Origin of the sequence: Paucibacter sp. M5-1, assembly GCF_027498415.2 — a bacterium.
Taxonomy (GTDB): Bacteria; Pseudomonadota; Gammaproteobacteria; order Burkholderiales; family Burkholderiaceae_C; genus Roseateles_E.
Genome location: NZ_JAPZLM020000001.1, coordinates 2,473,785 through 2,486,735 on the forward strand (window position 1 = coordinate 2,473,785; position 12,951 = coordinate 2,486,735).

Genomic DNA, 12,951 nt, shown 5'->3' on the forward strand with positions numbered 1-12,951 from the left:
CGCAAAGCGCACAAGCCTTGATGCCAGAATTGACGCCATGGTCACCAAGAAACCGCGCCGTACCGCGGAACGCATCCTCGAAGTCACGCTGGACTTGTTCAACCGCTTCGGCGAGCCCAATGTCTCGACCACGCTGATCTCGGCCGAGCTCAATATCAGCCCTGGCAATCTCTACTACCACTACCCGGCCAAGGACGAGCTGATCAACTCGCTGTTCGGCAACTACGAACGCGAGCTCGGCGAGTTGCTGGGCGCGGCCGACAATGTGCGCCATGTCGAAGACGCCTGGCTGTTCTTCCATATGCTGATCGAGCTGATCTGGAAGCACCGCTTTCTTTATCGTGACCTGAACGATCTGCTGAGCAAGAATCGCAAGCTGGAGACGCATTTCCAGAGCGTGCTGGAGCGCAAGGCCCGGGCCATGCGTGCGGTGCTGGCCGGGCTGCAGTTCGGCGGCGCGCTGAAGATGGAGGCCCGCGAGGCCCCGCCGGTGGCCAACTCGATGGTGGTGCTGATGAGTTACTGGCTGAGCTACGAATATGTGCGCAACCCGCGCAACGCGCTGGAACCGGCCCAGGCCGGTGCGGCGCTGATGCGCGGCGCCTTCCATGTGCTGAGCCTGTTGCTGCCCTATCTGGAGAGCAACTCGCGCGAGCATCTGTTTGCCCTGGCGGGCAAGTATCAAGAGATGGATAGCTAGGAGCTGATGATGGCCAAGTGGACCGCCTTCCCCTATGACAACACCGCCTACCAGTACGACGCGGCGGCGCTGAAGAAGCACTGGGCGCGTCTGCATGCCGGCGATGCCGAGCCCTGGCCCAAGGAGGCGGCCGTGGTCCAGGCCTGGATCCATTTCCATGCCGGCGAATTCCAGAAGGCCTATGAAGCCGGGCTGGCCGCAGGCGCCGCCGGCACCACGGTCGCCAACAAGGCCCAGGCCATCTACGCCAACTACCTGGAGAAGAAGGAACAGACCAAGCTGGAGATGTTCCTGGAGGTGGCGGGCCGGGCCGAGGCCCAGCAGGCCGACGAACCCAAGAATCCCAACGCCTGGTACTGGCAGGCCTACGCGCTGGGTCGCTATGGCCAGGGCATCAGCGTCACCAAGGCCCTGGCCCAGGGCCTGGGCGGCAAGGTCAAGGGCGCGCTGGAGACCACCATCAAGCTCGCGCCCAAGCATGCCGATGCCCATATCGCCTTGGGCGCCTTCCATGCCGAGGTGATCGACAAGGTCGGCAAGCTGCTGGGCAAGACCCAGGGCGCCGATGCTGCGACCGGCCTGGCGATGTTCGCCCAGGCCGTCAAGCTCAATCCCAGCAGCGCGATCGCGATGATCGAGCGGGCCAACGGCCTGGTGATGCTGGAGGGCGACAAGCGCATGAAGGAGGCCGAGACGCTCTATGCCGACGCGGCGGCCTGCGAGCCGCTGGATGCGATGGAGTGTCTGGACGTGGAGCTGGCGCGGGAAGAGCTGGACGAGTGAAAACTCCGGGCTTTCCCGCCCCGCAAGCAGGGTGAGGCCGGCGCGAAAGCCTGACGCTAAGCTCCGCTCCGTCACCAACACCCCAACGCAAAATGAAGAACACCCTGCTCGCCCTGCTGCTGGCCCCGCTGGCCGTCACCGCATCCTGGGCCTCCTCCAGCCCAGAGATCCAGGCCTTGCGCGCCGACTGCGCCAGCAGCTACAGCGCCAAGCTCGGCACCCCGGCCGCCGACGAGCACCACTTCGTCTACGCCAAGGGCCAGTACAAGGGCGAGCACCGTGCCGGCCAGAGCCTGGCCTGCACCGAATCGCAGTACGCCGCTTATCTGGACAAGGCCGACCCGGGCCGCGTGATGGCGGCCTACCCCAGCGCCGCCGGCCGCCCCAAGGCCAAGTAAGCCTCAGTCGCAGTCGCCCCAAGGCAGCATCAGCGCAAGCAGCAAGAGCTTGTTGAACTCGGGCGCAAAGCGCTCGACGATGGCCTCGGGGTCGGGGCACAGGGTGCTGTCGGTGATCAGGCCGAACTGCACCTGGCCGGCATAGGTCAGGATGCTGACCCCCATGCCGACATCGCCGGACTGCGGCACCCAGAACATCACCCGCGTCACCGTCGAGCCGCAAAAGCTCAGAGCCTGGGCCGGCCCCGGCACATTGGTGACGACGGCAGTGGTCTTCTTCGCGAAGATGTTCAGCATCGCGTGCTGGACCGGCTTGATCAGCAGCCCGGCGACCGACAGCAGGCCGAAGGCCAGCACCGGCTGGAAGCTGCCCTTGAGCTCCTGCATCCGCGCCTTCACCGCGTAGAGCCTTTCGACCGGATTGGCGATGCCGATCGGCAGCACCAGCGGCACCAGGCCGAAGCGGTTGCCCAGCTGATAAGCCTTCTCCAGCGGCCGCAGATTGACCGGCACCATGGTGCGGATCTCCTTGCCCGCCGGGTCTTCCCCGCGCTCGGCCAGATAGCTGCCGATTGCACCGGCCACGCAGGACAAGAGCACATCATTGATCGAGGCATTCATCGCCTTGCCGACCGCCTTGACCGCGTCCAGCGGCAGGCCATCGGCCCAGGACACCCGCTTGGCACCGCCGGGCTTGCCCTTGAGCCGGGTCGGCGAATCGTCCGGCATCAGCGCAAAGGCCGCGATATCGCTGACCGCCTGATAGCCGATGCGCGCCATCTCCATCGAGCTGTCGACCGGGTGCGGCGGGTCTATCCAGGCATCGACGCCCTTGGCCGCGCCGGCGCCGGCCATGCGGATCGCCTTGATGCTCATATCGCTGAGCGGGCGCAGCAAGGTGTCGGTCAGCCAGTCCTGGTCGTCACGCGGCTGCTGCTGTCGCTTGGGCGGCGCCTTGCCGCCATCGGTGATCGACAGCATCACCGCGATCAGCGCAATGCCGTCGGCAATGCAGTGGTGTATGCGCGCCAGCAACACGCTCTGCCCGTCCTCGAAATCCTCGATCAGCTGGAACTGCCACAGCGGCCGGGCGGCGTCCAGAGGCGTGGCCGCCAGCTCGCCGACCCGGGCCTGCAGCGCGGCCTCGGCACTCTGGCCGCGCAGCGGCAAGAGGATCTCGGCCTGCACATGGTTGGCGATGTCGAAGTCCTCATCCTCCACCCACTGCGCCCCCAGCGCGTCCTCGACCACCTTCTGGCGAAAGCGCGTGTACTGCAGCAGCCTGGCCTCGACGCGCTCGCGCAGCGCCGCCAGCGTGATGCCGGGCCGGATGTACCAGACGCCGACAATCATCATCAGATTGGCGTCGGTATCCATGCGCAGCCAGGCGGTATCCACCCGCGACATGCGTTCATGCAGCTGTGCCAAGTCCGTCTCCTTGATGTTCTAGAGTTCTGTGCCCAGACAATGCTGGTTAACATCGCCAGCGTCCATCCCGATCAACACCAAGCAGGAGACATTCAAGATGAGCCTGAAAGACCAGTTCGAAGCCGCCGTGGCCGGATCCAAGAGCCTGCCCGAGCGCCCCGACAACATGACCCTGCTGAAGCTCTACGCGCTCTACAAGCAGGGCAGCAGCGGCGATGTCGAAGGCTCCCGCCCCGGCTTCACCGACATGGTCGGCCGCGCCAAATGGGACGCCTGGAACGAGCTGAAGGGCACGGCCAGCGAAGAGGCCATGCAGCAGTACATCGACTTGATCGAATCGCTGAAATAAGGCCCCGACCCGGGACTTCGATTGCCAAGCGACCGCTCAGGTCGCTTTTTTCTTTTTGGCTGCTGTCTTTGCCGCAGCACCGGCGGCCAGCAGGCCGTCCAGCTCCTTCTGGATCTCGCCCTCGATGGTGGACTTGAAGGCCCCCAGCAGCAGGCCCAGCTTGGCATGCAGATCGAAATGGTCGGCCGCGACGATCAGCTCGCCCTTGACGCCCGAGCGTGTGAAGGTGACCGTGTCGCTGGTCTTGCCCTCCAGCACCGCGCATTCCATATCAAACTTGGCCTCGACCTGCTCGGCCCAGGCCCAGGCGATCTCGCGGGCTTTTTTCAGGCCCAGTTCATGATCGCGGTGGATGCGGATATCGGCCATCGGGGTCTCCTAGGGATTCATCAATAGTTGCTGGCGCCGCTGCGCCTTCGGCAAGTCTGCCAGACGCCGAACCTCGGCATGGAAAGCCTGCCAGTCGCGGCCCAGCCTTTCGAACAGCGCCTCGAAGGCCGGGCTCAGCTGGTTGTAGGTGGCCAGCAGGGCCAGGCTGGCGTTGTTGGCGCGCGCATACCAGGCCTCGTAGCCGAGCAGCGGCGCGGCCCGCATCTGCTGCAGCAGCTCGGCCTTGGCGGCGCGCTTGGCCGCCTCGTCGAGCGGGCCGGCATACAGGGCCTCCAGCTTCTGTCGCCAGGCCATCGCTTCGGCTTGGAAGCGCCGGCGCCGCTCGTCGCCCTGCAGATACTGCTCGCGGGCCGCCGCCCGCTCGGGGCCGGCCAGCCAGGCCAGCACGCCCAGGCGCTCCACCGTGGTGGCAAACGACTCGTTGAACTCGGTATCGTCGGCCGCATAAGCGACCTGATGCGCCAGCTCGTGAAAGATCATGCGCGCCAGCTCGCCCTCGGGATAGGCGATGAAGGTGTTCAGCAGCGGATCGCCGCCGAACAGCCGGCTCCAGCCCAGCGTCGAATAGGCCGGCACGCCATAGACCAGCACCTCCAACCCTTCGTCGGCGCGCAGCCGCTGCGCATAGGTCTCGGCCTCGGCCCGGTCGAAGAAGCCGCGATAGCCGGCGCAGCCCATCACCGGGTAGCACCAGGTCTTCAGGCGCAGGCTCAGCTCCGGCGTCGCGACCACATTCCAGACCGCCGCGCCGCGCCGCAGATCGGCGTAGCGGCGGTAGCTGGCGTTATCGGGCAGGCCCAGCTCGCGGCTGGCGAAATCGCGGATGCGCTGGCTTAACTCCAGGCGCTCGCGCAGCGAAGCGTCGAGCGCCGGATCCGCCACCAGCTCGGGCACCGGCCTGGCGGCCCCGACCAGGCGCAGATGACCGCCGACCGCCTGACCCAGATAGCCGATCTGCGCGCAGCCGCTCAGCAGCGCTGCGGCCATCAAGCCCAGGCAGGCCGCCGCCCTCACCGCGCCGCTTCCACCTCGACCAGGCAGTCGTAAAAACTCGGTGCCCGGCCCAGATCGGTCAGGCGCTGGTGCGTCACTTCGTTGACATTGCTGCCGCGCAGACCCAGCTTGCGCCACCAGACGCCCAGGCCATTGACGACACCGGGGCGCGCCCGCGTGCTGATGCGGGCGATGCAGTGGTAGCTGCCGCGCTCGTTGAACACCCGTACCTCGGTGCCGTCGGCCAGGCCGCGTGCGGCCGCATCGTCGGCATGGATCTCCAGCAGCGGTTCGCCCTCGACATCGCGCAGGCTCTTGACGTTGACGAAGCTGCTGTTTAGGAAGTTGCGCGCCGGCGGCGAGATCATCGCCAGCGGGAAGCGCGCGGCCAGCTCGGGTGTCGACGCCGCGCTCTCGTAATTGGGTAGATAGTCGGCACCGCCGGCCTGGGCGCGGCCGCTGGGGGTCAGGAACTGACCCTGCGCAAACGGCGCCTCGGCCAGCGGCAGCGATTGCCAGCCCTGCGCGCGCAGGGCCTCGAAGTCGATCGCATCGGTGAAGGCCTGGCGGGCCAGGTCCTCGTCGCTGTCCAGGAAGCAGGCCTCGGTGTAGCCCATCGCCGCTGCCAGCTCGCGGAAGATCTGCGTGTTCGGCTTGGCCTGGCCCAGCGGCGCGACGGCCGGCTCATTGATCAGCACATCGGTGTGGCCGTAGCTGGTGTGCACATCCAGATGCTCGAGCTGGGTGGTGGCTGGCAAGACATAGTCGGCCAGATCGGCCGTGTCGGTCATGAAGTGCTCCAGCACCACGGTGAACAGATCGGCGCGCTGAAAACCCGCCACCACCTTGGGCGACTCGGGCGCCACCGCGACCGGATTGCTGTTGTAGACGATCAGGGCCTGGATCTTCGGGCCGAACTCGTCGGAGCCCTCGCGCAGCAGATCGTCGCCGATGGTGCTCATATTGATCAGCCGCGCCGGCGCGCTGCCGCGCAGCTCGGGGCATTCGAGCGCCGGGTTCTTGAAGGGCGCGAACCAGCCCGAGCTCGACAGCAGCAGGCCACCGGCGCGGTGCCGCCAGGCCCCGGTCAGGCAGGGCAGCAAGGCGATCAGCCGCACCGCATTGCCGCCGCCGCGCACGCGCTGCATGCCGTAGTTCAACCGGATCGCGGCAGGCGCCTCGACCATGTTTCGGTGCCCGTAGTCGCGCGCCAGGCCGCGCACCTCGTCCGCGCCGATGCCGCAGACCTCGGCCGTGCGCTCGGGCGGCCAGGCCAGGGCCTTGGCGCGCAACTCGTCCCAGCCCTCGACATGGGCGCTCAGATAGTCATGGTCCAGCCAGTCATGGGCGATCAGCTCATGCATCAGCCCCAGCGCCAGCGCACCGTCGGTGCCGGGCAGCAAGGCGATGTGCTGGTGGCATTTGTCGGCCGTCTCGGTCTTGCGCGGGTCGATGCAGATCAGCTTCGCGCCCTCGCGCTTAGCCTTCATCGCATAGGTCCAGAAATGCAGATTCGATGCGATCGAGTTGCTGCCCCAGATCAGGATCAGGCGGCTCTCGGCGAAATAGGGCAGGTGCATGCCCAGCTTGTGGCCATAGGTCGCGCTCAGCGCGGCAGCGCCGGCCGAGGCGCAGATGGTGCGGTCCAGGCAGGAGGCGCCCAGCTTGTTGAAGAAGCGCCCCGCCATCGCCTCGCCCTGCAACAGGCCCATGGTGCCGGCATAGCTGTAGGGCAGCACGGCCTGCGGGGGCAGGGCCTTGAGCCGCGCGGCAATGTCGGTCAAGGCCTGACCCCACTCGACCGGCTCGAAGCGCGGCGCCTCATGCTTGGCGCTGACCCGCTTCAGCGGCCGCAGCACCCGCTCGGCGTGATAGGTGCGCTCCGGATAGCGCGAGACCTTGGTGCACAGCGCACCATGGGTGCTGGGATGGTCGGCCTGGCCCTGCACCTTGATGACGCGGCCGGCCTCGACCGTGATGCGCAGCGCGCAGGTGTCCGGGCAGTCGTGAGGGCAGGCACCTTTCACGGTAGTCGTATCTGATGGTGACAAGGCAGCGGCAATCGAGTTCATCCGCGAACTATTGCACAGAGCCGATAGCCCCATGGGCGCTACCCTTGAGCCCTGCCATTTTTGACCCCTTCATCCCCCTCAGGAGAGCCGATTTGCAACGACGTCACTGCCTCACCGGCCTGGCCGCACTGACCCTGCCGGCCTGGCTGCAAGCCCAGGAGCGCCGCCGCATCGTGCTCGGCCAGTCGGCCCCGCTGACCGGCCCCGCCGCCCAGCTGGGCCTGCAGATGCAGGCCGGCGCCAAGCTTCATTTCGACGCCGTCAATGCGGCCGGCGGCATCAACGGCCTGCCCATCGAACTGCGCACGCTGGACGACGGCTACGAGCCCGAGCGCTGCAAGGCCAATACCGAGAAGTTCATCGCCGAGGACGTGTTCGCGCTGTTCGGCTATGTCGGCACACCGACCTCGCTGGCGGCGCTGCCGCTGGTCAATCAGCACAAGATCCCCTTCTTCGCGCCCTTCACCGGTGCCGAGGCGCTGCGCGAGCCGGCCAGCCGCTGGGTTTTCCATGTGCGCGCCTCCTATTTCGACGAGACCGCACTGATCGTCAAGCAGCTGACCCAGCTGAGCCTGAACAAGATCGCCGTGTTCCACCAGAACGACGCCTATGGCCGGGCCGGCCTGGAGGGCGTGCAGCGGGCGATGCAGTCCCGCTCGCTGAAGCCGCAGGCCATCGGCACGGTGGAGCGCAACAGCGTCGATGTGGCCGCCGCCGTCAAGGCCCTGGTGCCGGGCGCGCCCGAGGCCATCGTGATGATCAGCGCCTACAAGAGCTGCGCCGCCTTCATCCGCGAGGCCCGCAAGGCCGGCTATGGCGGCGTGTTCTACAACGTCTCCTTCGTCGGCACCCAGTCGCTGTCCGACGAGCTGGGCAAGCAGGCGCTGGGCGTGGTCGTCAGCCAGGTCATGCCCTACCCCTTCGGTTCCGCCATCGGCATCGTCGAGGAATACCAGGAAGCGGTGCAACGCGCCGGGGGCGATCTGCGCCCCAACTACACCGGCATGGAGGGCTTTCTGGCCGCCAAGGTCTTCAGCGAAGGCCTGCGCCGCATGGGGCGGCCCAGCCGTGAGGGCCTGGTGGCCGCGCTGGAGGGCATGCAGAACTACAACGCCGGCGGCTTCACCGTGAAGTTCGGTCCCGGCAAGCATGTGGGGTCCAGCTTTGTCGAGCTGTCGATGCTGACCGGGGACGGCAAGGTCAGGCGCTGAGCCCCCCGCTGCAGACGGCGCCACCCCCGGGTAAACTGACCCGACATCGGCGCCGGCCTGCCGCCGCGCGCCTCCCATCCTACGGAGTGCCGCCATGAAGTTGATCGACTCAATCCTGGCCGATGCGCCAAGCATCGCGACCCTGCGACGAGATATTCACGCCCACCCAGAGCTCTGTTTTCAGGAAGAACGCACCGCCGATGTGATCGCGCGTGCGCTGACCGAATGGGGTATTCCCGTGCATCGTGGCCTGGGCAAGACCGGCGTGGTCGGCATCGTCAAGAACGGCACGAGCGACCGCGCGGTGGGCCTGCGCGCCGACATCGACGCGCTGCCGATGACCGAGCACAACCAGTTCGCCCACGCCAGCAAGCACCCCGGCAAGATGCACGCCTGCGGCCATGACGGCCACACCGCGATGCTTTTGGCCGCCGCCAAGCATCTGGCCAAGCACCGCAATTTCGATGGCACCGTCTATCTGGTCTTCCAGCCCGCCGAAGAGGGCGGCGGCGGCGCCCGCGAGATGATCAAGGACGGCCTGTTCGACAAGTTCCCGATGGAGGCGATGTTCGGCGCGCACAACTGGCCCGGCATGGCGGCCGGCCAGTTCGCCGTCAGGAGCGGCCCGGTGTTCGCGTCCAGCAATGAATTCAAGATCGTGATACGCGGCAAGGGCTCGCACGCGGCGCTGCCGCACAACGGCATCGATCCGGTGCCGGTGGCCTGCCAGATGGTGCAGGCCTTCCAGACCATCATCACCCGCAACAAGCGGCCGATCGACGCCGGCGTGATCTCGGTGACGATGATTCACACCGGCGAGGCCACCAATGTCGTGCCCGACAGCTGCGAGATCCAGGGCACGGTGCGCACCTTCACGCTGGAGGTACTGGACCTGATCGAGCGCCGCATGAAGGCCATCGCCGAAGCCACCTGCCAGGCCTTCGAGGCCACTTGCGAATTCAGCTTCCACCGCAACTACCCGCCGACGATCAACCACGCAAAGGAAACCGACTTCGTGCGCGCGGTGCTGGGCGATGTGGTCGGCCCGCAGAACGTGCAGGAGTTCGAGCCGACCATGGGCGCCGAGGACTTCAGCTTCTTCCTGCTCGAAAAACCCGGCTGCTATTTCCTGATCGGCAATGGCGACGGCACGCACCGCGAGGGCGGCCATGGCCTGGGCCCCTGCATGCTGCACAACCCCAGCTATGACTTCAACGACGAGCTGATCCCGCTGGGCGGTTCGATGTGGGTGCGCATGGCCGAAACCTGGTTGAACTCGCCCAAGCCCTGATGTCCGCTGCCCTCTTCTTTTCTCAGAGCTACGCCGAGGCGCGCAGCAAGTTCCTGGCCGCCGTCGAGGCCGCCGGGCTGGACAATGAGCCGCACTGGCATCCGCTGCTGGGTCGCGACGGTGAGCGCCTGGCCATGGATGTGGTGCGCCAGGGCCCGCGCGATGCGAAGCGGCTGCTGATCATCAGCAGCGCCTGCCACGGCGTCGAGGGCTTTTGCGGCTCGGGTGTGCAGACCGGCCTGCTGTCCGATCCGGACTGGCATGAAGCCGTCAAGACCAGCGGCGTGGCCGTGCTTTATATCCACGCGCTGAACCCGCATGGCTTCTCCTGGTGGCGCCGCGTCACGCAGGAGGGGGTAGACCTGAACCGCAACTTCCACGACTTCCACCAGCCGCTACCGCACAACGCCGGCTACGACGAGATCGCCGCTGCGCTGATCCCGGCGCACTGGCCGCCGACGCCGGCCGACGAGGCGGTACTGTCCGACTATGCCGCCCGGCACGGCGAGCGCGGGCTGCAGACCGCGATCACCAGCGGCCAGTACGCTCATGAGCTGGGCCTGTTCTACGGCGGCCATGCGCCGACCTGGAGCAATGTCACCCTGCGCCACGTGCTCGAAGAACAGGGCCAGGCTGCCGAGGCGATCGCCTGGATCGATCTGCACACCGGCCTGGGCCCCAGCGGCCATGGCGAGCGCATCTTTGCCTGCAAGAACGATGCGGCCGCGCTGGCGCGCGCACGCGCTTGGTGGGGCCCCGAGGTGACCTCGATCTACGACGGCAGTTCCAGCTCTGCGCCGCTGGTGGGCCTGATGTGGACCGCCGTCGCCGATGCCTGCCCCGATGCCGCCTACACCGGCATCGCGCTGGAATACGGCACCCTGCCGCTGGATCAGATGATCGGTGCGCTGCGCGCCGACCATTGGCTGGAAGCCCATCCCGAGGCGCCGGCCGAGCAGGCCGCCCAGATCAAGCGCCAGATCCGCGACGCCTTCTATATCGATAGCTACGAGTGGAAACAACAGATCCTGGACCAGGCCCAGCAAGCCGCCCGCCAGGCGATCCGGGGCCTGAGCGCATGACGACCGCCGCACAGATCGAAGCCGACACCCGCGCCTGGCTGGAGAAGGCCGTGATCGGCCTCAACCTCTGCCCCTTCGCCAAGAGCGTGCATGTCAATAATCGGCTGCGCTATGTGGTTAGCGACGCGACCACACCCGAGGAACTGCTGAAGGAGCTGGCCAAGGAGCTGCTGCTGCTGCGCCGCAGCGACCCCGACGAGATAGAGACCACGCTGGTGATACACCCGCAGGTGCTGCAGGATTTCCTCGACTTCAACGACTTCATCGGCGCCGCCGATGCCCTGGTCGAGGACCTGGAGCTGGACGGCGAGTTGCAGATCGCCAGCTTCCATCCCCAGTACCAGTTCGACGGCACCGCGCCAGACGACATCAGCAACTACAGCAATCGCTCACCCTACCCGACCCTGCACATCCTGCGCGAAAGCAGCATTGAGCGTGCCGTCGAGACCATGACCGACACCGACGCGATCTACGAAGCCAATATGGCGACCTTGGAGAAGCTCGGCCTGGACGGCTGGAAGGCGCTCGGGCTGAAGCCCTGATCATGATGTCCTGATTTGACCGCAGGCGGTCCGGACCCGGCGCGACGCGGTGGGCTCCCGAAGGCAAGATCGACGCACTCAAACCCATCGGAGTGCCCGTCATGAAAACCGCCCTGCTGCTGATCGACATCCAGGAATCCTTTCGCCACCGCCCCTACTGGAGCGCGGCCGATCTGCCCGACTTCCTGGCCGCCAACGCCCGCCTGATAGAAGGCGCGCAGGCCCTGGGCCTGCCCATCGTCCGCATCCTGCACAGCGACGGCCCGGAGCACGCCGACAACGCCTTCGCGCTGGCCTCGGGCCTGGTCACGCCGTTGGAGGAACTGCCGCGCTACGAGGCGGCCGCCGAGTTCATCAAGCACCGGCATAGCGCCCTGGTCGGCACCGGCCTGGCGGTCTGGCTGCACCAGCACGGCATCCAGCGTCTGATCGTCAGCGGCATCCGCAGCGAGCAATGCTGCGAGACCACCACCCGCCATGCCAGCGACGAGGGCTGGCTGGTCGACTATGTGAGCGAGGCGACGCTGACTTTCGCGATGACACACGCCAGTGGCGCCACGCTCAGCGCGGCCGAGCTGAAGCTGCGCACCGAGACCGTGCTGCAGGACCGCTTCGCCCAGGTCTGCACGGCCGAGCAAGCGCTGCAGCGGGCCCGGCAGGCGCTCGGGCGTTAAGCTGGCGGCCATGTCCGCAATTGATGTCTTGATGCTGGTGCAGCCGCGCGCGCTGCTGCTGGACCTGGCCGGGCCGGCCGAGGCCTTCCGGCTGGCCAACCAGGCCCTGGCCGGGCGCGGCCGGCCGCCGGCCTTTCGGCTGCGCTTCATCGCGGCACAGCCGCAATGCCTCAGCTCGGTGGGTCTCGCGGTCGCCGGGCTGGAGCCGCTGCCGGCGGCGCTGGCCAGCGACAGCTGGCTGGTGCTGGTCGGCTGCCGCAGCGAGCTGCCCGGCGAGCCGCCGCCCGACAGCGCCGGGCTGGCGGCCGAACTCGCGGGCCTGCGCTGGCTCGCGCAGCAGGGTCAGGTCTTGCTGAGTGGCGGCGGACGGCTGTTGACGGTCTGCTCCGGCGCGCTGCTGGCGGCCGAGGCCGGCCTGCTGGCCGGGCGGCGCTGCACCACTCATCACGAGCTGCTGGACGCGCTGCGCCAGGCCGAGCCGCGCGCCCAGGTGGTCGACAACCGCGTCTTCGTGCTCGACGGTCCGCTGGCCAGCAGCGCCGGCATCACCGCCGGCATCGATCTGGCCCTGCACCTGATCGCCCAGCTGTGCGGCGCGGCGCTGGCCGCGACGGTCGCGCAGACCATGGTGGTCTATCTGCGCCGCGGTACGGCCGACCCCGAGCTGTCACCCATGCTGGCGCACCGCCACCATCTGCACCCGGCCCTGCACCGCGTGCAGGACGCGATCTGCACCGACCCGACCGAGGACTGGAGCCTGGCCCGCATGGCCGAGGCCGCCCATGTGACGCCGCGCCATCTGAGCCGGCTGTTCGCCGCCCATGCCGGCGTGACGCCGCTGCACTATCTGCAGGCGATACGGCTTGAACGTGCCCGCCAGGCGCAGGCCGCCGGCCTCGCGGCCAGCCAGGCAGCGCTGCAAGCCGGCTTCAGCTCGGACCAGCAGCTGCGCCGGGCCCGCCGCGCCGCCGCCCGCTGCTGAGCGGCCGGCAAAAGCCCTGAACCCGACAAGGCGCTTGACGCGGCCGCTGGGCGCAG

General features: G+C 67.5%; 14 protein-coding genes. 10 read left to right on the forward strand and 4 right to left on the reverse strand.

Features of this window, described 5'->3' with window-relative positions:
- Positions 1–37: 37 nt before the first annotated feature.
- The 3 genes from O5M90_RS11585 (at position 38) to O5M90_RS11595 (ending at position 1,881) form a co-directional block, all read left to right on the forward strand.
- Positions 38–700, forward strand: coding sequence for a TetR/AcrR family transcriptional regulator (locus O5M90_RS11585; RefSeq protein ID WP_269841171.1), 663 nt, complete (start codon positions 38–40; stop codon positions 698–700).
- A gap of 9 nt (positions 701–709) precedes the next feature.
- A complete protein-coding gene (locus O5M90_RS11590) occupies positions 710–1,483 on the forward strand; it encodes a hypothetical protein (RefSeq protein ID WP_137943707.1) in 774 nt (257 codons plus the stop codon).
- A 92-nt stretch (positions 1,484–1,575) separates the two neighbouring features.
- Positions 1,576–1,881 carry a hypothetical protein gene (locus tag O5M90_RS11595; RefSeq protein WP_137943706.1) on the forward strand — a complete coding sequence of 102 codons (306 nt, stop codon included), beginning with the start codon at positions 1,576–1,578 and terminating at the stop codon, positions 1,879–1,881.
- Between the two features lie 3 nt (positions 1,882–1,884).
- On the opposite strand, the gene O5M90_RS11600 is transcribed toward O5M90_RS11595, so the two are convergent.
- Positions 1,885–3,288 carry a wax ester/triacylglycerol synthase family O-acyltransferase gene (locus O5M90_RS11600; protein WP_137943769.1) on the reverse strand — a complete coding sequence of 468 codons (1,404 nt, stop codon included), beginning with the start codon at positions 3,286–3,288 and terminating at the stop codon, positions 1,885–1,887.
- A gap of 118 nt (positions 3,289–3,406) precedes the next feature.
- Between O5M90_RS11600 and O5M90_RS11605 the strand changes: the two genes are divergently transcribed.
- Positions 3,407–3,658: an acyl-CoA-binding protein gene (locus O5M90_RS11605; protein WP_137943705.1), complete on the forward strand. Its 252-nt coding sequence runs from the start codon at positions 3,407–3,409 to the stop codon at positions 3,656–3,658.
- Between the two features lie 36 nt (positions 3,659–3,694).
- On the opposite strand, the gene O5M90_RS11610 is transcribed toward O5M90_RS11605, so the two are convergent.
- From O5M90_RS11610 to O5M90_RS11620, 3 genes are read right to left on the reverse strand one after another with little or no spacing between them, the layout of a single operon-like run.
- Complete coding sequence (locus O5M90_RS11610; protein WP_137943704.1) at positions 3,695–4,027, reverse strand: polyhydroxyalkanoic acid system family protein; 333 nt, start codon at positions 4,025–4,027, stop codon at positions 3,695–3,697.
- 9 nt (positions 4,028–4,036) lie between these two features.
- Entirely contained in the window at positions 4,037–5,035 is a 999-nt protein-coding gene (locus O5M90_RS11615) for an aminopeptidase (RefSeq protein WP_269841357.1), read from the reverse strand.
- A 23-nt stretch (positions 5,036–5,058) separates the two neighbouring features.
- A complete protein-coding gene (locus O5M90_RS11620) occupies positions 5,059–7,113 on the reverse strand; it encodes a molybdopterin-containing oxidoreductase family protein (RefSeq protein WP_269841172.1) in 2,055 nt (684 codons plus the stop codon).
- Positions 7,114–7,205: 92 nt separating this feature from the next.
- On the opposite strand from O5M90_RS11620, the gene O5M90_RS11625 reads away from it, so the two are divergent.
- From O5M90_RS11625 to O5M90_RS11650, 6 genes are all read left to right on the forward strand, one after another.
- Positions 7,206–8,324 (forward strand): ABC transporter substrate-binding protein, encoded by a 1,119-nt coding sequence (locus tag O5M90_RS11625; protein WP_262970163.1) that lies wholly within the window; start codon positions 7,206–7,208, stop codon positions 8,322–8,324.
- A gap of 94 nt (positions 8,325–8,418) precedes the next feature.
- Positions 8,419–9,615 (forward strand): M20 aminoacylase family protein, encoded by a 1,197-nt coding sequence (locus tag O5M90_RS11630; protein ID WP_137943700.1) that lies wholly within the window; start codon positions 8,419–8,421, stop codon positions 9,613–9,615.
- Positions 9,615–10,697, forward strand: a complete 1,083-nt coding sequence (locus O5M90_RS11635; RefSeq protein WP_269841173.1) for a M14 family metallopeptidase — start codon at positions 9,615–9,617, stop codon at positions 10,695–10,697. The genes O5M90_RS11630 and O5M90_RS11635 overlap by 1 nt, the downstream gene beginning before the upstream one ends.
- Entirely contained in the window at positions 10,694–11,239 is a 546-nt protein-coding gene (locus tag O5M90_RS11640; protein ID WP_269841174.1) for a DUF1415 domain-containing protein, read from the forward strand. Before O5M90_RS11635 ends, O5M90_RS11640 begins: the two co-directional genes overlap by 4 nt.
- Before the next feature lie 101 nt (positions 11,240–11,340).
- A complete protein-coding gene (locus tag O5M90_RS11645) occupies positions 11,341–11,913 on the forward strand; it encodes a cysteine hydrolase family protein (RefSeq protein ID WP_269841175.1) in 573 nt (190 codons plus the stop codon).
- Between the two features lie 10 nt (positions 11,914–11,923).
- Positions 11,924–12,895 (forward strand): GlxA family transcriptional regulator, encoded by a 972-nt coding sequence (locus O5M90_RS11650; protein WP_269841176.1) that lies wholly within the window; start codon positions 11,924–11,926, stop codon positions 12,893–12,895.
- The last annotated feature ends 56 nt before the right edge of the window (positions 12,896–12,951 follow it).